21 protein-coding genes are annotated in these 25739 nt (G+C 59.9%); 11 read left to right on the top strand and 10 right to left on the bottom strand.

Features of this window, described 5'->3' with window-relative positions; all coding sequences use genetic code 11:
• Nucleotides 1-109: 109 nt before the first annotated feature.
• From J8C06_RS14380 to queF, 5 genes are all read right to left on the bottom strand, one after another.
• Nucleotides 110-1420, bottom strand: a complete 1311-nt coding sequence (locus J8C06_RS14380; protein ID WP_211430113.1) for an O-acetylhomoserine aminocarboxypropyltransferase/cysteine synthase family protein — start codon at nt 1418-1420, stop codon at nt 110-112.
• Nucleotides 1421-1625: 205 nt separating this feature from the next.
• Nucleotides 1626-2828, bottom strand: a complete 1203-nt coding sequence (locus J8C06_RS14385; protein ID WP_211430114.1) for a hybrid sensor histidine kinase/response regulator — start codon at nt 2826-2828, stop codon at nt 1626-1628.
• 4 nt (nt 2829-2832) lie between these two features.
• Nucleotides 2833-3477, bottom strand: coding sequence for a glycerol-3-phosphate 1-O-acyltransferase PlsY (gene plsY, locus J8C06_RS14390; protein WP_211430115.1), 645 nt, complete (start codon nt 3475-3477; stop codon nt 2833-2835).
• 17 nt (nt 3478-3494) lie between these two features.
• Nucleotides 3495-4262 carry a class II aldolase/adducin family protein gene (locus J8C06_RS14395; RefSeq protein ID WP_211430116.1) on the bottom strand — a complete coding sequence of 256 codons (768 nt, stop codon included), beginning with the start codon at nt 4260-4262 and terminating at the stop codon, nt 3495-3497.
• Between the two features lie 4 nt (nt 4263-4266).
• Nucleotides 4267-4677: a preQ(1) synthase gene (gene queF / locus J8C06_RS14400; protein ID WP_211430117.1), complete on the bottom strand. Its 411-nt coding sequence runs from the start codon at nt 4675-4677 to the stop codon at nt 4267-4269.
• Between the two features lie 119 nt (nt 4678-4796).
• On the opposite strand from queF, the gene J8C06_RS14405 reads away from it, so the two are divergent.
• From J8C06_RS14405 to J8C06_RS14450, 10 genes are all read left to right on the top strand, one after another.
• Nucleotides 4797-5690: a 3-hydroxyacyl-CoA dehydrogenase family protein gene (locus J8C06_RS14405; protein ID WP_211430118.1), complete on the top strand. Its 894-nt coding sequence runs from the start codon at nt 4797-4799 to the stop codon at nt 5688-5690.
• A gap of 45 nt (nt 5691-5735) precedes the next feature.
• Nucleotides 5736-6047 (top strand): DUF2103 domain-containing protein, encoded by a 312-nt coding sequence (locus tag J8C06_RS14410; RefSeq protein ID WP_211430119.1) that lies wholly within the window; start codon nt 5736-5738, stop codon nt 6045-6047.
• A 24-nt stretch (nt 6048-6071) separates the two neighbouring features.
• On the top strand, nt 6072-8129 hold the full coding sequence (gene ligA, locus J8C06_RS14415; protein ID WP_211430120.1) for an NAD-dependent DNA ligase LigA: 2058 nt from the start codon (nt 6072-6074) through the stop codon (nt 8127-8129).
• Nucleotides 8130-8289: 160 nt separating this feature from the next.
• Nucleotides 8290-9153, top strand: coding sequence for a DNA adenine methylase (locus J8C06_RS14420; RefSeq protein WP_455423727.1), 864 nt, complete (start codon nt 8290-8292; stop codon nt 9151-9153).
• Between the two features lie 158 nt (nt 9154-9311).
• Nucleotides 9312-9947: a type II restriction-modification system restriction endonuclease gene (locus J8C06_RS14425; RefSeq protein ID WP_455423728.1), complete on the top strand. Its 636-nt coding sequence runs from the start codon at nt 9312-9314 to the stop codon at nt 9945-9947.
• A gap of 2 nt (nt 9948-9949) precedes the next feature.
• Nucleotides 9950-11560, top strand: coding sequence for a class I SAM-dependent methyltransferase (locus tag J8C06_RS14430; RefSeq protein WP_211430122.1), 1611 nt, complete (start codon nt 9950-9952; stop codon nt 11558-11560).
• A gap of 290 nt (nt 11561-11850) precedes the next feature.
• A complete protein-coding gene (locus tag J8C06_RS14435; RefSeq protein WP_211430123.1) occupies nt 11851-13473 on the top strand; it encodes a putative Ig domain-containing protein in 1623 nt (540 codons plus the stop codon).
• Nucleotides 13474-13571: 98 nt separating this feature from the next.
• Nucleotides 13572-13979: a VOC family protein gene (locus tag J8C06_RS14440; protein ID WP_343216894.1), complete on the top strand. Its 408-nt coding sequence runs from the start codon at nt 13572-13574 to the stop codon at nt 13977-13979.
• A 24-nt stretch (nt 13980-14003) separates the two neighbouring features.
• Entirely contained in the window at nt 14004-16499 is a 2496-nt protein-coding gene (locus tag J8C06_RS14445; protein ID WP_211430125.1) for a S9 family peptidase, read from the top strand.
• A gap of 38 nt (nt 16500-16537) precedes the next feature.
• Nucleotides 16538-17416, top strand: a complete 879-nt coding sequence (locus tag J8C06_RS14450; protein WP_211430126.1) for an alpha/beta fold hydrolase — start codon at nt 16538-16540, stop codon at nt 17414-17416.
• Nucleotides 17417-17423: 7 nt separating this feature from the next.
• Here J8C06_RS14450 and J8C06_RS14455 read toward each other — a convergent pair whose 3' ends face one another.
• The 4 genes from J8C06_RS14455 to J8C06_RS14470 all read right to left on the bottom strand — a co-directional run bounded on the left by J8C06_RS14455 (nt 17424) and on the right by J8C06_RS14470 (nt 21941).
• Nucleotides 17424-18320, bottom strand: a complete 897-nt coding sequence (locus J8C06_RS14455) for an SDR family oxidoreductase (protein ID WP_211430127.1) — start codon at nt 18318-18320, stop codon at nt 17424-17426.
• Between the two features lie 127 nt (nt 18321-18447).
• Nucleotides 18448-19947 carry an aldehyde dehydrogenase family protein gene (locus tag J8C06_RS14460; RefSeq protein ID WP_211430128.1) on the bottom strand — a complete coding sequence of 500 codons (1500 nt, stop codon included), beginning with the start codon at nt 19945-19947 and terminating at the stop codon, nt 18448-18450.
• Between the two features lie 290 nt (nt 19948-20237).
• Entirely contained in the window at nt 20238-21038 is an 801-nt protein-coding gene (locus J8C06_RS14465) for a hypothetical protein (RefSeq protein WP_211430129.1), read from the bottom strand.
• Between the two features lie 93 nt (nt 21039-21131).
• On the bottom strand, nt 21132-21941 hold the full coding sequence (locus J8C06_RS14470) for a CbbQ/NirQ/NorQ/GpvN family protein (RefSeq protein WP_211430130.1): 810 nt from the start codon (nt 21939-21941) through the stop codon (nt 21132-21134).
• Between the two features lie 180 nt (nt 21942-22121).
• On the opposite strand from J8C06_RS14470, the gene J8C06_RS14475 reads away from it, so the two are divergent.
• A complete protein-coding gene (locus J8C06_RS14475) occupies nt 22122-23972 on the top strand; it encodes a M61 family metallopeptidase (protein ID WP_211430131.1) in 1851 nt (616 codons plus the stop codon).
• Here J8C06_RS14475 and J8C06_RS14480 read toward each other — a convergent pair whose 3' ends face one another.
• Complete coding sequence (locus J8C06_RS14480; protein WP_211430132.1) at nt 23973-25643, bottom strand: DUF2339 domain-containing protein; 1671 nt, start codon at nt 25641-25643, stop codon at nt 23973-23975.
• Nucleotides 25644-25739: the final 96 nt, after the last annotated feature.

A 25739-nucleotide genomic window follows, 5' to 3' on the forward strand; every position in this document is an offset into this window, starting at 1 on the left:
ACAGCCGGCAACGCACCAAAACAATCGCCGGCGCGAGACGCTGAGACGGAAATTTCTCAGCCCAAACCGTCCGAAAACGAGCGCCCCCACCGACGAAGCTCATGCGGCGCTAGGCGGTCGCCGCTTGCGCCGTTTCCGAGACGATGGCGCCACGCAACCCGGCTTCGAGGTCGGCCAGAATATCGCGGATGTCCTCGATCCCGACCGAGAGCCGAATGAGTTCCGGCGTCACGCCGGTTGCCCGTTGCTCATCTTCTGAAAGCTGCGAGTGCGTCGTCGAAGCCGGATGAATGACCAGCGACTTGGCGTCGCCGATGTTGGCCAGCAGGCTGAACAGCTTGACCCCGTTGATGAAGCGCTTGCCGGCTTCATAGCCGCCCTGGATGCCAAACGTCACCAGCGCCCCGGCTCCCTTCGGAAGGTATTTCTCAACCCGCGCCTTTTGCTCGCCGTCGGCCAGGCCCGGATAGTTGACCCACGCCACCTGGGGGTGGTCCTTGAGGAAACCGGCAACGGCCAGCGCGTTCTCCGAGTGGCGCGCCATCCGCAGCGACAACGTCTCCGCGCCCTGCGCCAGCAAAAAGGCATTGAACGGCGACAGCGCCGCGCCTGTGTCGCGTAAGCCCTGCACCCGCGCCTTGATAATGAAGGCCAGGTTGCCAAAGGCTTCGGTATAGACAATGCCGTGATAAGACGGATCCGGCGTCGTGAAATCCGGGAAGCGACCCGACGCTTTCCAATCAAAATTGCCCCCGTCAATGATGACGCCGCCGATGCTCGTCCCATGGCCGCCGATGAACTTCGTCGCGCTCTCGATCACGAGGTTGGCCCCGTGCGCAATCGGACGGCACAGCGCCGGCGACACAGCCGTGTTGTCAATGATGAGCGGCAGGCCATGACGATGCGCGATGGCGGCCAGTCGCTCGATGTCGGTCACCAGCAGGTTGGGATTGCCCAGGGTTTCGGAATAGATCGCTTTGGTTCGGTCATCAATCAGTTGCTCGATACCGGCGAAGTCATCAGCGTCGGCAAACTTCACCGCGATGCCGAGCTTGGGCAGGGTGTACCGAAACAGGTTGTACGTCCCACCGTAGAGCGAATTGGTCGAAACGATGTTGTCGCCGGCGCCGGCAATGGTGGTGATGGCCAGGGTTTCCGCCGCTTGCCCGGAAGCGGTTGCCAAGGCGGCAACGCCGCCTTCCAGCGCGGCTATTCGCTTTTCAAACACGTCGGTCGTCGGATTCATCAACCGCGTGTAAATGTTGCCAAACTCTTTCAGCGCAAAGAGGCGCGCCGCATGGTCGGCATCGTCGAACTGGTAGGAGGTCGTCTGGTAGATTGGCAGGGCGCGGGCCTTGGTCGTGGCATCCGGCGCGTAGCCGCCGTGAATCGCAAGCGTATCAAACCGGTATTCCGACATTGGGGGTATCCTCCCGTGAAATGACCTGGCCTGGCGCAAAAGTCATACGCCCCGCACGCTTGCCCAAAGCGTGCGGGGCGTTCACGGTTGAATCCACCGGCGCTTTAGCAGTTTTTAGCGTGGAGCAAGTTGCCTAAATCGCCACGTCAGGTTGTCAAATCATCCGTTATGACGGACGAACCATGGATGATAACGGAGACGCCTGTCAACCCATTCCCGTGTCGGGGACGGAATTTTCCGGCGCCGGGGGTTCACAGCGCATCACTGCCGGCAAGGTGATGGTAAAGGCCGTCCCGACGCCTTCGGTGCTCTGGACACTGGCTTGGCCGCCATGCGCGGCTGTAATCCGTTGGACGATGGCCAGTCCCAGTCCGGTTCCCAACTGGCGGGTACGTTGGCGAGCTTGGTAGTAGGGATTGAAAATGTAAGGCAAGTCTTTCGCTGGGATACCAGGGCCGGTGTCTTCGACGTGAATGACGACAAACGTTTTGCCGGCGTTGACGCCGGTGCCTTCGACCTGCTCGGCGCGCAGCGTCACCGTTCCGCCTTCAGGGGTAAACTTGACGGCGTTAGAGAGCAGATTACCAACCGCGCGCAGCATTTTGCTGCGGTCCAACAATAACGTGGGGAGGTTTGGAGCGCAGACAGTGCGCAGCGTGATCCCCTTGTGCTCGGCGGTGAGCGCAATCTGGGCGGCAGACTCCTCGATGAGTTCCCTCACAGGCACCCAGGCAAGTTCGAGTGTAGCTCCCCCAGCCTCGGCTTTCGAGAAATCCAGCACCTCATTGACCAGCTTCGTAATGTGTTCGAGCGTTCGGTAGCCGTGCTGAAAAATCTTGCGCAAGTCGTCGTCCAGGATGCCCATTTCCTCGGCGCGCATTTCCGTCAATTCAAACGCCCCGAAGACGGTCGCCAGTGGAGAGCGAATATCGTGAACCAAAACGGCGGTGAACTCCTCGCGCTGGTGGGCGAGTTCCTCCAGTTTCGCCACGGTTTCCTGAAGTTGCGTGGCTTGTTCACGGAGTTGGTGCTTGAGTTCGTGAATTCGCAGGGCGCTGCGGACGCGCGCCAGGAGTTCCTTGGTTTCACAGGGCTTGACCAGATAGTCATCGGCGCCGGCGTCGAGGCCCTGGACTCGGTCATCCAGTTCGCCACGGGATGACAACATGATGATTTGGCTGTCGCTGAGTTTGGGATTTGCGCGAATCTGGCGGCAAACTTCCGGGCCATCCAGTCCGGGCATGACCCAATCCAGCAGCATCACGCCTGGCAGCAATTCATTGGCCTGGCGCAGGCCGTCCTCGCCATCCGTGGCTTCAATCACGGTAAAACCGGCCTTGGTCAGAACTTTCTTGAAAACAAGGCGGAGCGTGGCTTCATCATCTACAATCAGCACGGTACTTGACATAGGCTTACGAGTCAGGCGGCGTTTGCCACCCTGTTTGACGAAAGGTTGACTCCGTTCCGCGATACAATCGCTGCAAGTTGCCGCCATGTCGCGCGATGATGGCCGTTCCGATCGCCACCGCCCAGATGAGCGACGGCAGCCAGACTTCGCTCGCTCGCCCCAGCCACCATCCATCGCACAGCCAGATGCCGATCGGCAGCACGAGCACGCCGAGCAGTGAACCCAGTGAAACGGTGCGCGTCAGGGCAAAGACCAATCCCCACGTCAGCAGCGCCAGGAGCGTCGCCACAGGCGACAGCACCAGAAACACCCCGACGCCGGTGGCCACGCCTTTGCCGCCCCGCAAGCCGAGATACACCGGGAACATGTGGCCCAGTACGGCGGCGAGCCCGGCCGCGCCCAGCAGGCGCGGGGAGGTCGAACCCGACACCCAGGCAGCCACCCACAGCGCGAGGAATCCCTTCAGCACATCGAGCACGTAGGTCAGCAGCCCGGCCGCCAATCCGGCCTTGCGGACGACATTCGTCGCGCCAGTGCTTCCCGACCCGGAAGCTCGGACATCCTCGCCGGTCAGAGACTTGGCAATCAAGAAACCACATGGGACGGCGCCGATGAGATAGGCTAAAGCCAGCGCGGCGGCCCACGACATCCAAGGCAGCATTTCCATCAGTTGCGATATGAAGCATCCACCCGGTCAAGCTTGCGCAGCAGGCCCGGCCAGACCAAATCCGCGCCCAGACCGTGCGTTACCTGCGCCGCTTGCGCACGAATGCCCTGCTGAATGGGTTCGGCAATGGTTATGAGCGGTCGGCCGCCAGACTGCGCCAGAACCTGAATTCGACAGGCACTTTCGACGACATACATCAGCAGAAACGCCTCGGCGGCCGTCCGCCCTACCGTGAGCAGTCCGTGGTTGCGCAACACGAGGATTTGCTTATCGCCCAAATCGGCAACCAGGCGTGGTTTTTCCTCCTCATTGAGCGCCACGCCCTCGTAGTCGTGATAGCCAAGCGTTGCCAAGGCGAATAGTGACTGCTGTGAAATCGGCAGTAGCCCGTCGGCCTGGGCCGCAACGGCAATCCCATGCGGCGTGTGCGTATGAAACACGCACCGGGCATCTTCGCGCGCGGCATGGATGGCACCGTGAATGGTGAAGCCGGCCGGATTGATGCGATAGGGCGTCTCCATCACGATCTGCCCTGTGAGGTCAATCTTGACTAGGTTCGAGGCCGTGACTTCCTCGAAGAGCAGTCCGTAGGGGTTGATGAGGAAGTGGTGGTCGGCGCCGGGAACGCGCATCGAAATATGCGTAAACACGAGGTCGTCCCACCCGTGCAACGCGGTCAGGCGATACATCGCGGCTAAATCAACCCGCGCCTGCCACTCTTCAGGCGATACGCGGTCACGGAGACTCACGGGAGCCGGTGCGGTCATCGGATTACTCCTCCTTGGCTTCAGAACTGATTTGCTTGGCGCGGTAGGTGGCCTCAATGACGGAACTGATACCGCCACGGGGCGTGAAGTCACCCGTGACGGTACACTCGACCGGCTCACAGGCCGCGACCACGTCCCGCAGAATGCGATTGATGGCATTTTCATAGAAAATTCCAAGCTGCCGGTACGCCTGGATATAAAGCTTGAGCGACTTGAGTTCAAGACACCGGTCACGGGGGACGTAGGCAATCGTGACGGTGCCAAAATCCGGCTGCTCCGTGAGCGGACACACGGACGTAAACTCAGGAATGCGAATCGTAATGCGATAGTTCGGAAACTGGTTTTCCCAACATTCGAGCGCCGGGAGCGGCGCGTCCAGGCCCTTTCTGGCATGTTCGCTGGTATAAGCACCCATGAACGGTCAACCCTCTTTCACCAAAAATCTTTGCTACTTTAGCAGTCAAGCGTTGGCCTGTTATTGCCTTTTTACCGCGCGCGTTCCCACATCTCCTAAATGAAAGGAATCATCCTGATATGACAGAACTCCGCAAAATTGGCGTCGTTGGCTGTGGCACCATGGGCGCCGGCATTGCGCAAACCATCATTCAGAGCGGGTTTGAAACCGTTGTCGTGGAGACGGACGACGACCGGCTCCAACGTGGATTCACCACGATTGTTTCATCGCTTTCGAGACTCGTCGAAAAAGGGCTGATCTCGGAAGAAGCCAAAGACCTAGCACAGCAGCGCCTGCGCGGGACGACCGAGCTTTCCGCGCTGGCGGAGTGCGACCTCGTGATTGAAGCCATTGTGGAGGAACTCTCCGCCAAGCATGAGTTGTTCCGTCAGTTGGACGGCCTGTGCCGTCCAGAGACGATGTTTGCCAGCAACACGTCGTCGCTCTCGATTACCCAGATGGCCAGCGTCGTTGCTACCAGCCGGCAGGCACGTTTTGTCGGCTTGCACTTTTTCAACCCCGTTCCACGCATGGCGCTTGTCGAAGTTGTCCGGTCGTTCCTGACAGACCCGGCGATCATCGAGCAGGTCACAGAGTTTGTGAAAGCCATTGGGAAGACACCGGTTCAGGCAACCGACCAAACCGGCTTTATCGTCAACCGTCTGCTCGTGCCTTATTCACTTGATGCGATTCGCGCCCTGGAAGAAGGAGTTGGTTCGATTGCCGATATTGACCAGGCCATGAAGCTGGGCGCGGGACACCCGATGGGACCGCTCATGCTCAACGATTTGGTTGGCCTGGATGTCCTGCTCAACGTCGCCAACACGATGTACGACGCCTTCCGGGAACGCCGGTTCGCGCCGCCGCCGCTGCTGGTGCGCATGGTGGCGGCCGGGTGGCTAGGACGCAAAACCGGGCGTGGCTTTTACGACTACAGCGATCCGAAGCAACCCAAGCCAATGACGCTTCAGTAAATGGCGCTTCAGTAGTTGTGTTCTCGATACTGGTGGAGGCGCGTCATGGCGAAGAAGAAACCTTCTGAAACAGCCCCAGGGCGCCTGGTGTGGAATCACTCGACCCACATTCCGGGCCTCATCCCGGTGCTGACGCGCCTATGTAATGTCCCCGGTGTCAAGACGGTGACGCCGGGCCGCCTGGCACAGGCCAAGGGACGCCCCACGCCGCTGACCATCCGCGTTACCGTCCCGATTGTCGGCGGCTTCAAGCTCCAGGCCCGTTCCAGCGGAAGCGTTCAGGAAATTTTCGTCGTTACGTCGCTGACCGAAAGCGCCCTACAACAGGCCATTGACCAACTTCTGGCCGATACATAACAGCCGTCTCCCCTGCCCTGCCCCATGCTCAATCGTTCAGGTTCAGATACCGCATCCTTGGCTCGTCAGCCGTTGACGCGCGATGACGCACGCCGCGCCATCGAACAGTTGCGTGCAGAAATAGCACGGCATGATGAGTTGTATTACCAACAGCACGCGCCGGTCATCTCCGATTACGACTACGATCAACTCGTCAAGCAGTTGCAAGCCCTTGAGGCGGCTTTTCCTGAGTTCATCACGCTGGACAGTCCGACCCAGCGGGTTGGCGGTCGCCCAAGCGAAGGGTTCCCATCCGTTCAGCACCGGATTCGGATGATGTCACTCGACAACGTCTATAGTCCGGAAGAACTCCGGGAGTGGGAAACTCGCTGTCGCCGGGTTTATGATCAAGCGTTCGATTATGTCGCCGAACTCAAGATTGATGGGTTGAGTTTATCCCTACACTACACGGATGGGCTGCTTACCGAAGCTGTTACGCGGGGTGACGGGACAACGGGCGACCTTGTTACGGAAAATGCTCGCACGATTCGGCAACTTCCGCTCCGCCTGGCCCAGCCGCTCGCCGCCGACCTTGAAGTGCGGGGTGAGGTTTACTTGCCACTGTCCAGCTTTCGCCGACTCAACGCCGAGCTTGAAGTCGAAGGCGAAAAACCCTTTGCCAATCCTCGTAACGCCGCAGCCGGCACGATGAAGCTGCTCGATGCGCGGATTGCGGCCGGCCGCCGGCTGGCCATGTTTTGTTACGAGTTGTTTGCCGATGGCGTCAAACCCTTCGAGACACACTGGGAAACGCTCGACTGGCTTCGGCAGGCGGGTTTCCCGGTCAATCCGTATGCACGGCAGTGCGCAAACTTAGACGCCGTGCTGGCCTATTGCACCGAGATGGAAAGCCAGCGCGAGGCACGCGACTACGATACGGATGGCGTCGTGGTCAAGGTCAACCAAATTCGCGCACAGGACGAACTCGGCGCAACGGCAAAGGCTCCCCGCTGGGCCGTCGCCTACAAGTTTGCGCCCATGCAAGCCCAAACGCGCCTGCGTGGGGTGACGTGGCAGGTTGGGCGGCTGGGCACGCTCACACCGGTCGCTGAACTCGAACCCGTGTTTGTGGCCGGGACGACCGTTGCACGGGCGTCACTCCATAACGAAGACCAGATTCGGCGGCTCGACGTACGGTTGGGTGACCGCGTCATCGTTGAGAAAAGCGGTGACATCATCCCCCAGGTTGTTGGTGTTGTGGCTGCCGACCGCACCGCAGACGCCCCCCCTATCAAGGCCCCAGTGTTTTGCCCGGGCTGCCCTGAGCGTCAGGTAAGGCTGGTTCGGCCAGAGGGTGAAGTTGCCTGGCGGTGCCCAGAAACGAACTGCCCGACCAAGCTCCGGCAGAGCTTACAGCACTTTGCCGCCCGGACGGCCATGGACATCGAAGGGCTTGGTGAAGTGCTTGTGGAAAAGCTGGTGCGAGATGGGCTTGTCACCGATGTTGCCGACCTCTACGCGCTGACGGCCGAACAGGTTGCCGCGCTCGAACGGCTGGGGGACAAGTCGGCGGCCAACCTCATGGCGCAAATCGAACGGAGTAAAACGGCCGGACTGGAGCGGTTGATCTTTGCGCTCGGGATTCCTGATGTCGGGCGGCGCAAGGCGCAACTACTGGCGCAACACTTTGGCTCGGTGGAGGCGCTGGCCCAGGCGTCGGAAGCCGAACTGGTTGCCGTCCGAGACATTGGGCCGGCAACGGCGCAGGGCATCCGCCAGTGGTTTGCCGACGAACGGCACCGGCAGATGGTAGCGCGACTAGCGGCGGCAGGGGTCGTTACCCACTTGGACGCCGCGCGCTCAGACGCGGTGGCGCAACTGGCCGGCAAGCAGTTTGTCTTGACCGGGACACTTCCAACCCTGACCCGTGATGAAGCCACGGCCCGCATCGAAGCCGCCGGCGGACGGGTGACGAGCGCCGTCAGCAAGAAAACCGATTACGTGGTCGTGGGTGACAACCCGGGCTCCAAGCTGGACAAAGCCAAGGCGCTTGGCATTGCAATTCTCGACGAATCCGGCTTGCTCGAACTCCTGTCACCCTGAAGCCGGCTTCGGCGCGCGGCCACAGCCGGAACCGACCGGCCCGGCGAATAACCTTTGGAAAGCCGGTTTTTGAGCGATCGGTAACCGGCGTGAGATCATCGGCACATCAAGGAAAGAAGTCGGTGCGTCGAGGCAATCAGACTGTACCCGGTAAGCCCTGATGAAAAGTCCTTTACGATACCCCGGCGGTAAATCACGCGCGCTTCACCAGATGAAATTTCTCCTGCCGCAAGCGTTTGAAGAGTACCGAGAGCCTTTCGTCGGCGGTGGATCGTTCTTTATCTACCTACGTCAGGCTTATCCACAACTGCGGATGTGGATCAACGACCTAAACCCTGAGTTGTACTATTTCTGGAAACATGCTCAAGCTGATTCGGAAACATTGGCAAGCGAGATTCTCAAGATAAAATCCAAAAGAAAGAATGGGCAGGCACTATTCGATGAGCTGACGCGCATGGATGTTAGCGCCCTATCCGAGTTTGAAAGAGCGGTTCGTTTTTTCGTTCTGAATCGGATTACTTTCTCAGGTGTCGTTGAATCCGGTGGATACTCGAAATTGGCTTTCACTGCGAGGTTTACAGAATCTTCAATCAGGCGTGTTGCCCAAATTGGGAAACTGTTGGAAGGCATCAAGATCACCAATTCAGACTACCGTGAACTTTTACTGGATGGTGGAAAGGAAGTGTTCACGTTCCTTGATCCACCTTACTTCAAGGCGACCAAATCGAGATTGTATGGGAAAAAAGGCATTTTACATACTGGATTCAGTCACGACGAATTTTCCGTCGAAATGAGAGCCTGCAAGCATTCCTGGCTCATCACTTACGACGACTCGCCAGAAATCAGGAATAACTTTAGCTTTGCAAATATCTACGATTGGCAACTGCAATACGGCATGAACAACTACAAGCAAGGCAGAGCAGAAAAAGGAAGCGAGCTTTTCATTGCCAATTATACGCTCCATGTCAAGCGTAAGGCCGAGAGCACCGAAGGGGAAAAATTTGAGCAACTTGCATTGATTTAGTCCATTAAAGCAAAAAGCGAGCTGATGAGACACGTGCTAGGTATTTGAGGTTCCTGGGCTTTTTCGGGCCTAGTCCTGTCTTTGAAGTTTTTTCTACTCCGAGCATTGTCCAAACCCGCTTGGGCCGAGGTAGCGTAACGGAACCAATGAAATCAAAGTTGACACTTGAAATTCTCAAGACAGAAGCGCAAGTGTTTGCCGGCAAGGCACATGGCGCTCCATCGTTATATGGGGTTACTGACGGGAAAGCGATTGGTACATACGTTGAGCATCAGTTCCGGTCTCACCTCCGCGAAAAATACGACTTTCAGGAAGGAAGCTCTGCTAGTGGCATAGATTTCCCAGAACTCGAAGTTGACATGAAGGTAACAAGCATAAGGCAACCACAATCGTCATGTCCCTTCAAATCTGCTCGGCAGAAGATTTATGGACTAGGCTATTCTTTGCTTGTGTTCTTATACGAGAAGACAGATGAGCCACAAACACCTATGGGAAACTTGAATATCTTGCACACACTTTTCGTCAGCAAAGAGCGAACGGCAGACTTTCAGACCACCACAGGTCTCCGTCAAATCCTCGAAAACAAGGGTAACCAGGATGACATCTTGGCGTTCATTGAAGAACGCAGGCTTCCGGTAGATGAGATTGAGGCATCGGCACTAGCCCGCGAAATTCTTACCACCCCCCCTGAGATCGGTTATCTTACCATCTCGAATGCCCTGCAATGGAGACTTCAATATAGCCGAGTCATCGAGAGGGCCGGTTCGGCTGCGGGGGTTGAAAGACTAAAATAGTGATGCGTGATCAGAAACAACGCAAAGCCGAATTCGGGGATTTTCAAACGCCCATCAGATTGGCCAGGGCAATTTGCTCCCTCATCGCCCGGATTGGTTTTCATCCAGTTTCAATTCTTGAGCCAACTTGTGGAACAGGTTCATTCCTCGAAGCATCGTTAGAAACATTCCCAAGTGTGCGGCACGCGGTCGGCTTCGATATTAATCCGCAATACGTGGCGCAAGCGCGACAGGCTATTGCACACAGACGGCTGGGCGCATCGGTTGAAGTTCGCCAGTCTGATTTCTTCCTTACGAATTGGTCCGAGATCGGTGAAGCTTTACCTGAACCTATCCTTATCATAGGCAATCCGCCTTGGATAACGAATTCAGCATTGGGTATTTTGAATAGCAACAATGTTCCGACGAAATCAAACCTCGACAATTTCCGCGGGATTGACGCGCTCACTGGTAGGAGCAATTTCGACATTTCCGAATGGATGATTAGGCGGAACATCGAATGGCTCAACGGTAGAAATGGCTTACTCGCCATGCTTTGCAAAACAGCAGTAGCGCGTAAAGTTCTTTTATACGCCTGGCAAAAGAGGGTATGCCTTGAGTCAACATCGATTTATGTCATTGATGCCCAGGAATACTTTGGGGCTTCAGTTGATGCCTGCCTTCTGTTGGTCCGAAGCAATCCGACCAACCGCCATGAGGAACGTAAGACATGTCCTGTTTTTCGTTCCATCTATGCGCAACAGGCCGATAGTGTGTTTGGTTTTGAAGATGGAATGCTCGTTGCCGATGTCAAGGCATACCTGACCTGGAAAGACCTTGCCGGGGCCGGCTTCAAGGGCTGGCGGTCAGGCATCAAGCATGATTGCAGCAAGGTCTTCGAGCTGCGGGTTGAACAAGGAGACTTTGTTAACGGCTTCGGGAACTTTGTTGAGCTTGAACCCCAAGTATGCTTTCCCTTGCTAAAAAGCTCTGATCTCGCTGCCCAGGCTAGGAAGCCGTCTCGGTATATGGTTGTGCCACAGCGGACCATGCGTGATGACGTTAGCCGTCTCAAGTTAGATGCTCCCAAGACGTGGCAATACCTTACCGAACACGCATATCTTTTGGACAAACGGAAGAGTTCAATATACAGAAACCGTCCGCGATTTTCGATCTTTGGTGTTGGACCCTATTCATTTGCTCCATGGAAAATTGCTATCTCCGGTTTATACAAGAAACTTGAATTCGTCCAGGTGTCACCTTTTCAGGGAAGCCCGGTGGTTCTTGACGACACCTGTTATTTCCTCCCCTGTCAGTCGGAAGAAGCGTGCAATCTATTGTACGAATTGGTTACCTCCGCCCCTGCCAAGGCGTTTTGGTCAGCCTTGATTTTTTGGGATGCAAAGCGGCCGATTAGCGCGCAACTTCTCAATCTGCTCGATCTCAGGGCTCTTGCCCGACGCTTGGGAAAAGAGCGTGAAAGTGCGCAAATACTTACAGAATGGCAACTTTTACAATACCCGGAGCGAGCTTCTCAGCGCCTCCTTTTCAGGGAAGAGACCACCGAGGATGAGGGTGAGTTGGGCACGAATGAAACTGAAACTGCCGGCCACCCAACCGGCGCTCTCACCTGAAACGTCGCTCCGTGGCGCGGGTAAACCCTGTCGTTTGGAGTAGGATGCCAAGTCTGAGTGCGCGCATACCCTGCTTGTCTGGCGAGTTCGCGCGCCGGTGTGAGCGGACGGGTTATTGCCCTAGCACACTTGTGGCGCGCCGATAGCCTACGCTCGAACCTTGCCAGTGACCGGCGAAGCCACCGGTTCGACGCGCCAGTATCACCCCAAGCCACTGCGCCGGTGCCATCAACGGCTTGGCGAATGCCGTCCGCGTAGGTAAAGTCACCATCTCAGAGGTTTTTCTAGCCATGCTGAAGATTTTACCTGGGATGTGGTGGACAGCCGTCATCATTCTGCTGCTGTTCAACGTGGCGGCAATGCCGTGGATAAGGATGCAGCGCGTTAGCGCGGACGACGCCCCACCGCGCGCGGCGCCACCCGAAACAGCCGAGCCAAGCTATCCCGACCTCGCTGCCAATGATGAGCCGCTGCCGCGGGTCAACGGGCCGCGCGTGGTCGGAGCCACCCCAGGGCGGGAGTTCATCTATCGTATTCCGGCAACCGGCGCGCCGCCGCTGACCTACACGGTGACGGACCTGCCGGCCGGACTGACCTTCGACGCCACAACCGGCATCATCCGCGGCAAGCTAGAGAAAGCCGGCACAACGTCGGTGGCCGTCACCGTCCGCAACCGCCAGGGCACGGCTCGGGCGACGCTGCGGATTGTGGCCGGGAACAACAAACTGGCCCTGACACCACCTATGGGCTGGAATTCCTGGAACGTCTGGGGAACGAAGGTCTCAGACGAAAAAATCCGCGCGGCCGCTGAAGCCCTGGAGCGCACCGGACTGGCCGCCTGTGGATATCGCTATGTTTGCGTTGATGATGGCTGGCAGGGACGACGCACTCCGGACGGCGCCATGCAACCCAATGAGCGCTTCCCGGATATGAAGGCGCTGGGCGATGCCTTGCATGCCAAGGGATTCCTGTTCGGCATGTACACGTCGCCAGGGCCATTTACCTGCGGGCGCTACGTCGGGAGCTGGCGCCATGAGGAAGCCGATGCCCAACTGTACGCTCGGTGGGGCGTGGATTACCTCAAGCACGACTGGTGCTCGTACGAAGGCATTGCACGCCAGAAAACGCCGGAGGCGCTCCAGCAGCCCTACGCTGTCATGCGCGCAGCACTCGATAAAACCGACCGCGATATGATTTATGCCATCTGTCAATATGGCCTGGGCGAGGTCTGGACCTGGGCCCGGACACCAACGGTCGGCGGCAACCTCTGGCGCACAACCGGCGACATCGAAGACACCTGGGAGAGCGTTTCCAGCATTGGCTTTCGGCATTCGCCCCTGGCCGGATTTGCCGGGCCGGGAGGGTGGAACGACCCGGACATGCTCGTAGTCGGCGTCGTGGGCTGGGGCGAGCAAACGCGCCGGACGCGCCTGACGCCAGATGAACAGATCACGCACATGACGTTGTGGGCGCTACTGGCTGCGCCCCTCATGCTCGGCTGTGACTTGACCCAACTGGACGAGTTTACGCGCCGTCTGCTGACCAATCCTGAAGTCATCGCCATTGACCAGGATGAGCTGGGCCGGGCGGCGACGCGACGCGACGCGGCCAACGATGGCACGGAAGTCTGGGCGCGGCCGCTGGCCGACGGATGTCTGGCGGTTGGGTTGTTCAACCGTGGCGACGCCATGCAGACGGTGACCGCCTACTGGAAAGACCTTGGGATTCGCGGCCGCCGGACGGTCCGGGATGTCTGGCAGCGCCGGGACGTAGGCTCATTTGACGAGCGGTTTGCGGCGCTGATTCCGCCGCACGGGGCGCGGCTGATTGTGGTTGGGGCCAGTCGTCCGGTACGCCCGCAACCCGTTAAGCCGGCCAAGGTTGTCTCGCCGCCGAGTCCCGGACTACGATAGGCAGCCGCAGCCGGTCTGCCGAACCGAACGCCAAACTTCCCTGCGGCGGCTCACTTCAGGCCGCCTCGTCATCGCCAATGCGTGAAGCTTGCTTTCATTTGGCATTTCCCGCGACCGACCTCGATGCAACACGCCGGTTTTATGTTGAAGGGCTAGGTTGCAGGCTGGGACGGTCGTCAAACCGCGCACTGATCCTTGATTTCTTTGGGCATCAACTCGTCGCCCATCTGGTTAGTGAGCCACCCCCGCCGCAATCCGGGATTTATCCGCGACACTTTGGGATGGTCTTTGCTAACGAAGCGGACTGGCAGTCCCTAGCAGCTCGGGCGGAAGCCCAGGGGCTTCGGTTTCGCCAGTTGCCACGGACTCGCTTCGTTGGCGAGCCGACCGAACACCGGACGTTCTTCCTTGAAGACCCCTCCGGCAATCTTCTCGAATTCAAGCACTACACCCGTGCGGAAGCGGTGTTTGGCTGTGCCGACCTCACCGGAATCGGCGACACCTGACCCGCCAATTTGGACTGACTGCCTATGCTTTTCCAACCATCATCGCCCTGCCGTTGGCGGCTGCTTGGCCGTCTCTGTTTAGCTGCCTGGCTACTGGGGAGTCTCCCCACGGCAGCCCCGGCTCAGACGCCCTACCGAACCCCGCCCAAAGCCATTGCCGACTTGGTGGACGCTCCGTTGCCACCGGTGGCGCTGACCAGTCCACGGCGCACTTGGTTGTTGCTGGCCGACCGTCCTGCCCTCCCACCCATTGCCGAAGTCGCGCAACCGGAACTTCGGTTGGGTGGCATCCGCTTCAATCCACGCACCACCGGCCCAAGCCAGCCGGCCTATCTGACCGGACTGACGCTTCTGCGCCTCGGCGATGGAACGAAACGTCCGGTGACGGGTTTGCCTAGCCCGGCGCGATTGGGTGACCTCAGTTGGTCGCCAGACGAACGCTCCGTCGCCTTTACCCACACGACGAGCGACCGGGTCGAACTGTGGCTGCTCGATGTCGAAAAAGCTGCCGCGCGGCGCGTTGGCAACCTCCAACTCAACGCGATCTTCGGCCGGCCGTTCGTCTGGCTTCCCAACAGCCAGGGGCTGCTGTGCCGGACGGTTCCGCCCAAACGGGGCACGCCACCCGCCCCACCGGCGGCGCCAGACGGCCCCATCGTGCAGGAAAATCGCGGACGGGCAACGGCAGCACGCACCTTTCAGGACCTGCTCCGCAACCCATACGACGAAGCCCTGTTTGATTACTACCTGACCGCGCAGCTCGTCCAGGTCGGCTTGAATGGGCAGGCGAGGAACCTTGGCGAACCGGCGCTGTTCCAAAGCGCGCTTCCATCCCCGAATGGACAGTACGTCCTGGCGCAGATGCTGCACCGCCCCTATTCCTACACCTTGCCGGCTGCCTACTTCCCCCTGCGCATTGAGGTCTGGGACAGTAGCGGCAAGGTCGTGCGCGAGATTGCCGACCTGCCCTTGCGGGACGATATTCCGACGAGCTTTGACGCAACGGCCAAAGGACCGCGCGGCATCCAGTGGCGCAGTGACGCGCCGGCCACCCTGGCCTGGGTCGAAGCCCAGGATGGCGGCAACCCGGCGGTCGCGGCTGATATTCGTGACCGGCTCTTTTTCCTGGCCGCGCCGTTCAGCGGCGAACCGACGCCCTCGGTCGGCTTTGCCTACCGGTTTGGCGGCATTCAGTGGGGCACCGGGCAGCTTGCCCTCGCCTATGAAAGCTGGCGCAAGACGCGCTTGCGACGGACCTGGCGCTTTCAGCCCGATGCGCCGGATGTAGCGCCGACGCTCATCCATGAACGCTCCTCCGAAGACCGCTACGCCGACCCTGGCAACGTTCTGACCCAGGCGGCAGCCGATGGGACGGTCCGGCTGCTTTCCCCTGACAACGGCAAAACGCTCTATCTGGTCGGCGAAGGGGCATCCCCCGAAGGCGACCGGCCGTTTTTGGATCGCTTCGAGGTCAGCACGGGACAGACCACCCGGCTCTGGCGCTCAGAAGCCCCCTACTATGAAAGCCCGGTGGCGCTGCTCGATCCCGAAGCCAAACGAGTTCTGTTGACGCGCGAATCGCCGACCGAGCCACCGAACTACTTCATCCGCGACATGGCGACGGGCAAGCTGACGGCGCTAACAGACTTTCCCCATCCGACGCCACAGTTGGTCGGTATTCAAAAAGAGCAGATTCGCTACAAACGTGCCGACGGCGTTGATTTGACCGGCACACTCTACCTGCCACCCGGCTACGATCCGAAACGGGACGGGCCGCTGCCGTTGATGCTGTGGGCGTATCCGCAGGAATTCGTCAGCGCGGCCGCCGCTGGACAGGTGCAGGGTTCGCCGTACCGTTTCACGCGGGTGAGCTACTGGGGGCCGTTGTTTTTGTTGACGCAGGGGTACGCCGTACTGGATGACCCGTCATTTCCAATCATCGGCGAGGGCGGACGCGAACCGAACGACACCTACATCGAACAACTCGTAGCTTCGGCCAAGGCCGCCATTGACGAGTGCGCCCGGCGCGGCGTCGCCGATCCCAATCGCGTTGCGGTGGGGGGCCATTCCTATGGAGCGTTTATGACGGCCAACCTGCTGGCTCATTCCCGGCTTTTCCGGGCCGGGATAGCGCGCAGCGGCGCTTACAACCGGACGCTCACCCCGTTTGGCTTTCAGGCTGAGGAGCGCACCTATTGGCAGGCCCGTGAGATTTACCAGCGCATGTCGCCTTTCAACTACGCCGATCAGATTCGCTCGCCGCTACTACTCATTCACGGCGAAGCAGATGACAACTCCGGCACCTTTCCGATTCAGAGCGAACGGCTTTTTCAGGCGGTGAAAGGACTGGGCGGCACGGTTCGGCTCGTCATGCTGCCGCACGAACGCCATGGCTACCGGGCGCGGGAGTCCATTCTGCACATGCTCTGGGAGACGCACACTTGGCTGGAGGAACATGTCAAGCAGGCAAAACCACTGGAGGCCGAAACGTCGCCGGGCAACGCCCAGCCGGGCCGGTGAGAGACCGGCCGCTTGGAGCAAACAGGAAGCACGCTCTCATGAATCCATCATCGCATTACTTCCATTCGCACCGGCTCAAACTGCATTACTGGGATTACGGTGGCAGCACCGATCGTCCCCCGCTGCTGCTCGTTCACGGCACGCAGGATCATGCCCGGAGTTGGGACGATGTCGCGCGTCATTTCCACAGCAGCTACCACGTCTATGCGCTCGACCTGCGCGGCCACGGCGACAGCGCCTGGGTGGAGGGCGCAATGTATGCCTTCCCTGAGTTCATGCTTGATTTGGTTGCCTTTGGGAGCGTGGTTCAGCGTTTTCCGGCGGCAGTCGTCGGGCACTCACTGGGTGGCGTTGTCGCCATGCACTATGCCGCCGCCTTCCCCGAGCGCGTATCGGCCGTCGTCAACATCGAAGGCTGGGGGCCGCCGCCATCGGTGAAAACCAAGACCTACACCGAACGGTTGCGCGTCTGGGCGGAACGGGTGCTGGCGGCCGAAACGCGAACGCCCCGGCGCTACGCTTCGATTGCCGAGGCAACCGCCCGCATGAAAGAAGCCAACCCACACCTGACCGACGCCATGGCCGAACACCTGACGCGCTACGGCACCAATCGCACGGCCGATGGCAGCCTCATCTGGAAGTTCGATCCTTACCTACGCAACCTGCCCCCACTCGGACTCCCTACGGAGCTGGCCAAGGAACTCTTTGCCGCCGTCCGGTGTCCGGTGCTCTGTGTCCGTGGGGCAAGTAGCTGGGCGGCCAGCCTGGCCCAAAGCCCACAACTCCAGATGGTCGAGCGGATGCAGTACGTCGAAATCCCGGATGCCGGCCACTGGGTTCACCACGACCAGTTTGAAAGTGTGGTCGAGGCCATCGGCCGCTTTCTGTCCGAGGCCGTATCGCAGGCGGCTGCCTGATAACGACCTAGGTGGGATGGTCACCGCGTGCGGTGGATGTTCCCTCTCGCTGGGCAGTCGCCGACTTTTTGGGCCGCAACGCTTCGGAAAGCGCCCGAAATTGGTCGGGCGGGAGCTGGGTCAAAAGGTTGAATGACTGCCCCATCAACCACTCACCACCATCCATCGTGATGCATTCGCCATTGATGTAGCTGGCCGCATCGCTGACGAGGTACGCGGCCAGGTTGGCCAGTTCCGCCGGTTCGCCAAACCGTCCGGTCGGATTGCGACGCTTCCCTTCCTCTTCCATGCCCGGCAACATCAACCGTGACCAAGCGCCTTCGGTCGGAAACGGACCCGGCGCAATCGCATTCAGGCGAATCCGGTAGCGTCCCCATTCAACCGCCAACGAGCGCGTCATGGCCAAGACGCCAGCTTTGGCGCAGACCGATGGGACGACGTAGGCGGCGCCGGTCCAGGCATAGGTGGCGACGATGTTGAGCACACAGCCGCCTATGCCCTGGGCAATCAAATGCTTGCCGACGGCCGCCGTGCAATGGAACGTGCCGTTGAGGACGATTCCCACGACGGCATTGAAGGCGTTTGGTGAAAGTGTCTCAGTAAGCGCCAGGAAGTTGCCGGCGGCGTTGTTGACCAGGACGTTGATCGTACCGAAGCGAGACAGCACGTCATCCACGGCGGCATTGACGCGGGCGGCATCGCGCACATCGGCCGTGACGGCGATGGCTTCTCCCCCTTGGGCTTCGATGGACTGCACAACCTCGTTCAGCGGCTCCGGCCGGCGGCCCAAAACGGCAAGGCGGGCTCCAAGCTCGGCGAACCGCAGGGCCATGGCGCGTCCCAAGCCGGTTCCGCCACCCGTTACGAGGATCGTCTTGCCGGACAGTAGGTTTGTGTCAAACATCGTCTTCTCGAGCTGACAACTGCGTTTCCACGCCAGATGGAAAGCGGGGCAAAGCCCTTCCGGGTCTGCCCCAACGTTTTCAGTCGGTGGCCCGGCTTCCGGTTGACCCAGAGCCAGCCACACAGGGTTACAGCTTGATGCACACGGATTTCGTCTGCGTGTAGGCGTCAAGCACGGCGCCGCCCATTTCGCGTCCCCACCCCGACTGCTTGTAGCCGCCGAACGGAAGCGCCGCGTCAAAGACGTTGTAGCAGTTGATCCACACCGTGCCGGCCTTGATTTCGGCCGCCAGCGCATGCGCCTTGCTGATGTCGCGCGTCCAGATACCGGCTCCGAGTCCGTAAACCGTATTGTTGGCGCGGGCGCTCACTTCGCGGATGTCTGAAAACTTCATTGCCGTTACAACCGGCCCGAAGATTTCCTCTTGAACGACCTTCATGTCATCGGTGACGTCCGTGAGCACGGTTGGCGCCACAAAATAGCCCTTGTCACCGACGCGATGGCCACCGGCAACCGCCTTCGCCCCATCTTTCTCACCGGACTCAAGGTAGCCAGTCACCCGTCTGAGCTGGGTTTCTGACACCAGCGGACCCATCTGAGTTGCCGGGTCGAAGCCTTCGCCGACGCGAATGCGCTTGGCAATTTCGCCGACGCCGGCCACGACCTCGTCATAGATGTCATCCTCGACAAAGAGCCGCGAACCAGCCACGCAGCACTGGCCATGATTGAAGAAAATGGCATTGGCCGCGCCTTCAATCGCAGCCGACAGATCGGCATCCTTGAAGACGACGTTGGGCGATTTACCGCCCAGCTCAAGGGTGACTTTCTTGAGATTGCCGGCCGCCGCCTTCACAATCAACTTGCCGACCTCGGTTGAGCCGGTGAAGGCGACTTTGTCCACATCAGGATGCGCCGAAAGCGCCGCGCCGGCCGTTTCTCCATAACCCGGCACGATGTTGACGACGCCTGGCGGGAAACCGGCTTCCAGGATGAGTTCGCCCAGGCGCAGCGCCGAAAGTGGCGTTTCCTCGGCCGGCTTGAGGACGACCGTGCACCCGGCCGCCAGCGCCGGACCCAACTTCCAGGCTGCCATCAGGAGTGGGAAATTCCATGGGATGATCTGTCCAACGACGCCAACCGGCTCACGCAGGGTATAGGCCAGGTAGGTGCCACCGGGCACGGAAAGCGGAATCGTCTCACCTTCAATTTTGGTGGCCCACCCAGCCATGTAACGGAACAAATCCACTGCCAGCGGCACGTCGGCGACCCGCGATACCGTCAACGGCTTGCCATTGTCGAGCGTTTCGAGTTGGGCGAACTCTTCTAGGTGCTGCTCAACCAAGTCGGCGAGCTTCCAGATCAACCGCCCGCGCTCGGAAGGCGTCATGCGGCGCCACGGCCCTTCATCAAACGCGCGCCGCGCAGCCTTGACCGCCAAGTCAATATCCTCGGCGTTGCCTTCGGCCACGTGGGCAATGACTTCTCCGTTGGCCGGGTTATACACTTTGAAAACCTGCCCGCGTTTGGCTTCGACCCACTGTCCATCAATCAGCATGTGGCGTGTTTTTTCGACAAATGACTTAACTTCAGGCGCGACTTCATACATCGCGGTCGCCGGTGCACTCATACGCGAAACTCCTTGATCGTTGACTTTAGGGGGATGATTGGAGGTTGGAACAAAACAGGGTACGCAATCTTACACTTCTTTGGTGAAATTGCAAACGCGCGAAGCGAGGTGACACGGGCTCCCATGACGCACTGCGGCCTAGAACCGCGGACCGCGTCATGGACTGGCCGGCCGCGCCACGACGGAAGCGTGGCCGAACCAGCCTGACCGGTCGGGAGCCTAAGCCAGCCAAGGCCGGCGGTTATGCGCTGCGGAACCCAGCGCACTTGGTGATGGCGGCTTTGCCGCGCCTAGCCGCACTTCGGCAGGCGCTGCGGTACTTCGGCGACGTACTCGACCAAATCACACAGGAGGCTGACGGAGCGGGCGGTATTTTCCCGGGTGAGGTAATTCCACAAGCCAAGTCCCACGCCCCCCAGTACCCCCTCGAAAATGAGGCCGGGGATGGCCGTGTCCGTTTCCTCATCCTTGACATCCACACTATAGTGCAGTTGAGCGTTGAGCAGATCTCCCCGGTATCGAACCGTGATGGTCAACGAAACCCGGCCGTGCCTCCCCCTGTATTGCCTGAAGCTAGGCTCAAACATCCGCTCACTTGCCGCAAAACGCCGAGCGAACGCAGCTTTTACCTGCCGTCCCAGGGTATCAAGTCTGACCGGCACGAGGTCGGACATATCCCTTGCCAGGGGCGTCGGCACCTGCATCGCCAACCCCGTGATGCCCCGCGCTTGAAACCAAGCTGGCAGCCCACCAAGCTTGGCACTTTTCTGAAGACCGGCGAGTAGCTTCACGCCGGTGTAGCGGATTCCGCCAGTCACGTTCTGAAAGGCCGTTGCCTGCTTGAATCGCTCGTTCGTTGCAGGCAGCATCGCCTTCCGCGAGAACTTGTGGGCAGACCAGTCAGCCAGAATGGCGATCAAATCCGACTGTTCACCGGCGTTCAAGGTTGCGAAGTGATCCAGAAACCGGATCACCCGTGTGTCCGGGATGCGCTTCAGGCGTGGAAACCCCGCACCCTGTTCGGCAGCGAATTCGTTGCGAATCCACTCGACCAGCAGCTCATGCGAGTCGGTCACTTGGTCTGTACGCATACCGCCAGCTTCTCCTGATAAACAGACGTGGGTTCCCGTTTGACGGCAGGGCCCTGGGCCGCAGCGGCCGATTCGGAACGGGTCACCTGTCCCCTACATCACGGTCGTGATGATTTCCTGAATGCTGCGCTGAAGGTCATGGTCGTCCGTGATTGGATTGACGATGGCCACCTGACAAGCGCTCACCGGCGCGATACCGCCCCGGATGAGCTGCGCGGCATAGACCAACAACCGCGTCGAGACGCCTTCTTCCAGGCCGTGGCCACGGAGGTTGCGCACCTTTTGCCCGATCGTTACCAAGTCACGGGCCGTTGCTTCGTCCACCTGCCCTTCCCGGGCCACGATGGCCACCTCGGTTTCAAACGGCGGATAGTCGAACTCAATGGCCACGAAACGCTGCCGTGTGGACTGTTTCAGGTCTTTGAGCACGCTCTGGTAGCCGGGATTGTACGAAATGACGAACTGAAACTCATCCGGGGCCTCGATGACGATACGGCGCTTCTCGACCGGCAGCATGCGTCGGTCATCCGTCAGGGGGTGAATCAGCACGAGGGTGTCTTTGCGCGCTTCAACGACTTCATCCAGGTAACACATTGCCCCGTGCTTGACGGCCAGGGTCAGGGGTCCATCGTGCCAAACCGTTTCTTCACCTTCGAGCAGATAGCGCCCGACCAAATCCGTCGCCGACAGGTCTTCGTGACAGGCAACCGTCACCAGGGGCCGCTTGAGCCGCCACGCCATGTGTTCGACGAAGCGCGTTTTGCCGCAGCCGGTCGGTCCCTTCAGCATCACCGGCAGCTTGGCCTGGTAGGCTGCCGTAAACAACTCGACTTCATTGCCAACCGGCAGATAGAAGGGTTCTTTTTCAAGGATGTAGTTCTCGATGGCGCGTTCCGTGAGCATGCTTCCAAGCGTACCTTCGACAAGCGTTTTCGTCGCTGACCACGCGACAATGCAGCGAGTTTTTCATAGCTGGCCACGAGCGTCCACCGGCCGCCGTAGGTCGCCGGCGCTTGACAAGCGCCACCGTATCGGGCATCCGTCGCGCCGGCGATAAGCTGATTCTCAAGTGAGTTTGGTTCTATGACCTGTGTTCCTCGTTTTGACGTTTTGTGTGGCTACGTTGTTTATTGCCGGACGCGGCGCTACCTGTATCGCGGCTGCCTCTGGCTGGTCGCCGTTGGCTTGACCTCGCTGCTTGCCCTGGCCGAACCAACGGTGAACTACCGGGTCACGATCGGGGCGGCTGGCGACAGTGAAGCCGGCATCGAGATGACGATCCGCGGCCTCGACACCCGCGCTACGGTGGATGTCGCCCTGCCCGCCTGGACGCCCGGTTCATATGAAATTCTCAACCATGCCAAGTATTTGTTCGACCTGACCGCCCGGCGCGCCGATGGTCAGCCGCTGGTGCTCCGGCGGCTCGACAAACAAACCTGGCGCGTCAACTGCGCCGGACAATCAACGCTTGTGTTGCGTTATCGCCTCTTGTGCGAGCGGCAAAGCGTGGACTCAAACTGGCTCGGTGAGGGCTATGGGCAGCTTGCCGGAGCGGCAACGTTTCTCTATGTGACGGATGGCCGCCGGTGGCCGGCGACACTTTCCTTCAGTCTGCCCAAGGACTGGCAGGTTGCCACGCCCCTGGCCAAAGGGGCTGAAAACAGCTACGTGGCGGGAAGCTATGACGCGCTGATTGACGCGCCACTTGCCGTTGGCAAATTGACGCGACTCGATTTTTCAGTTCGCAATACGCCGATTGCCGTCGTGCTGACGCGCCCGGTGAAAGACCCAACCGGACTGCAAAAGACCATCACCACCATCGTCGAAACCTATGCCGACCTGATGGGTGGGTTGCCGTTCAAGCAGTACATGTTCCAGTACCTGCCCTTTGAAGACACGGACGACGACGAAGAACGCCTCGAAGGCCTGGAACACGCCGACGGGACGCTGATCAACTACGCGCCCGAAACGCTGCTTGACAACCCACGGGCCAAGAATGTTCTCGTCGTGACGGCGCACGAGCTGTTCCATGCCTGGAACGTCAAGCGGCTCCGGCCGCGCGAGTTTGCCGACTACACGCTTGACCGCGAGCTATACACCCCGCAACTGTGGTTTGCCGAAGGCGTCACTGAATACTATGCCTGGCGCGGGCTGCGGCGTGCCGGACTGATTTCGGCCAACGACTTCGACGAAGCCGTTCGCGCCGCGCTCACGTATTTGGCCAACAACCCCACCACGAAGCAGGTAAGCCTGGCCGAGGCATCGGTCGCCACCTGGCTGACCGGCACGAGCAGCTTTGAAGACATTCCACTCGATTACTACCGCAAAGGCTTTATTGTCGGGCTGCTGCTCGACATCGAGTTGCGTGCCCGGACGGACAACGCCCGTGGACTCGATGACCTCATGCGCCGCCTATGGCAGGACTTCCCGCCGGACGGTCCAGGCTACCGCCCGGCCGATTTGGTCGCCGCGGCCAATGACCTGAGCGGCACGGATATGAGCGATTTTTTTCAGCGGTTCGTGGAGGGCGTGGACGAACTGCCCCTCGAAACAACGCTATCCCGCGCCGGTTTGGCCATGCTTGTCGAACCCCTTACTGAATTGGATTTCGGCTTTGAGCTGGAGGAGACTCCGGCCGGATTGGAAATTGCCGAAATTGATCCCGACTCACCGGCCGGCGAGTCCGAGCTGGAAGAAGGTGACTTGGTGCGCACCATCGCCGGCAAGCCGGTGCGCCGCGAAGCCGATGTCGAAGCCATTCTGGCGACCTTGCGCCCGAACACACCGGTCAAGGTGACCGTTCTGCGTGAAAAGCGTTCCATCACGGTCACCGTTATCCCGGAGGTGATAACGACGCTCGATGTCGCGGTCGGCCCGGTGCCGAACCCGACGCCGGCGCAGAAGTCCATCCGGGTGGCGCTCCGGGGGGAATAGTCACGGGCGGAAGGCTTCCTCACAATGCCGAATGTCGGCGGCCGTCAGCGGTGGATCGCGTGGCAGAATGGTGGCGCGGCCGTCCCGAATGGCGACATTCGGACGAAAACACTCCAGATACCCCGGCGGAGGGCTGCGAAAATGCGCCATGAGATCGCCGGTTGCCCGCGTGTTGCGCGCTACGACGTAATCATTCAAGCCGTGTTCGTCAATCACGTTGACGTGCGGCAGAACCCACGCCATGACCCCGACGGACGTCTGCGTCACCACCGGATAGTGGTCGTCCTTGAGCTTTTCACCAACGTCCCGCGCCGGAAGCACCTGAAGGAGGAAAAGGTGAAAAACCTTGTGTTCCTGGTGCCGCATGCACACCGCATGATCAATCAGCCAAAACTGCAATCGGTCATACCAGCGGAAGTAAGCCAGCGCCACGTCCGGCAGCGGCAGCCGTCGGGCCAAGACGTCGGCTACGGCAACTTTCATGTAACTCGTTTCCTCGCGGCTCATCCGATCCTTTGTCGTCGCCCAGTGCGTCCAGGGGATGACCAGTGACGCCCCGATAAACAGGGTTAGAAAGGCAGCGGCCGGGATCAGCCTTGCTTCCAGGGCGTTCAGCATCCACACGGCGGTGATGAAGATGAGCGGGATGAGCTGGCTATAGACGCGATATTCAAAGTGATCGCCGCCGATGACAAAGGTGTAATACGCCACTTGCGCCCCGACGCTCACTCCGATCACCAGCAACCCCACGGCCGCTTCCAGACGCGCCGCATCCTGGCGAAGCCAGGCCCAGGTCTGGCGCCACCGGCGCACCCCAACCCACAGCACCGCCAGCGCCAGCGCCAACCAAAACCACAGGGCGTACTCGATGACGAACGACAGTGCGTAGCGCGCACCACTCGTCACCCACAACCAGCGGGGATCGGACTTGGCATAGTGCGTGTTCGGAAGCCATTCGCCATAAAATGACTTGCGCCAGAGCAAATGCGCCGGAATCACCAGCAGCGGCGCGACGGCCAGCCAGTCAACCACGCGCCACGTTCGCTTACGAAACCAGGCGTCGGCGGCAAAAAGTGCGCCGGATGCCATGGCAAACAGCAAGCCGTCGGGGCGCGTCAGATAGACGAGTGCGGCCAGCGTGGCGGTCACCGCCAGGCGCGCGGCCGTGTGACGCGGCAGCCATACCCAGGCCAGCATCCAGGCCAACAACAGCGCATTGAACATGGCGGTTTCCAGGCCGGAACTCGTCCAGGCCAGAAACGTCCGATTGCTCAGCATGCCAATGAAAACGGCGGCCAGCAGAACCCAGCGTCCAGGCGCGAGCCGGGCGCTGAACGGCATGTGCCACACCACCAAGCCGGTCAACACCAGCGTCAGCGCGGCAAAGCCCAGGGTCAAGTAGTTGGCTGCCGCCGGCGGGTCGTAGCCGGTGACCTTCCACACCGCCGTCAGCACAACCACCCACAACAAACTGGTGTAGCCCTCGACCGGGCGGAACGGCGCCGGATTCCAGACCAGGCCATGGCCCAGCCGCCAGTTGCTCACATAGCGAAAGGCAATGTAAGCGTCATCCGTCAGAAACCAAAACGCCCGCCAACCAACCACGAGCGTCACCAAGCCGGCAAGAAAGAGAAATCCGGCAACCAAGCCACGTTGTTTTTGCTCAGCCATGCCATGCGGCAACCACCAGAGGCGGCCGCGCTCCACAAGAAAAATACGTTACAGAAAAATACCCCGTGCAGCGTAGGGGCTGCACGGGGCCGCGTC

Origin of the sequence: Chloracidobacterium validum, assembly GCF_018304825.1 — a bacterium.
Taxonomy (GTDB): Bacteria; Acidobacteriota; Blastocatellia; order Chloracidobacteriales; family Chloracidobacteriaceae; genus Chloracidobacterium; species Chloracidobacterium validum.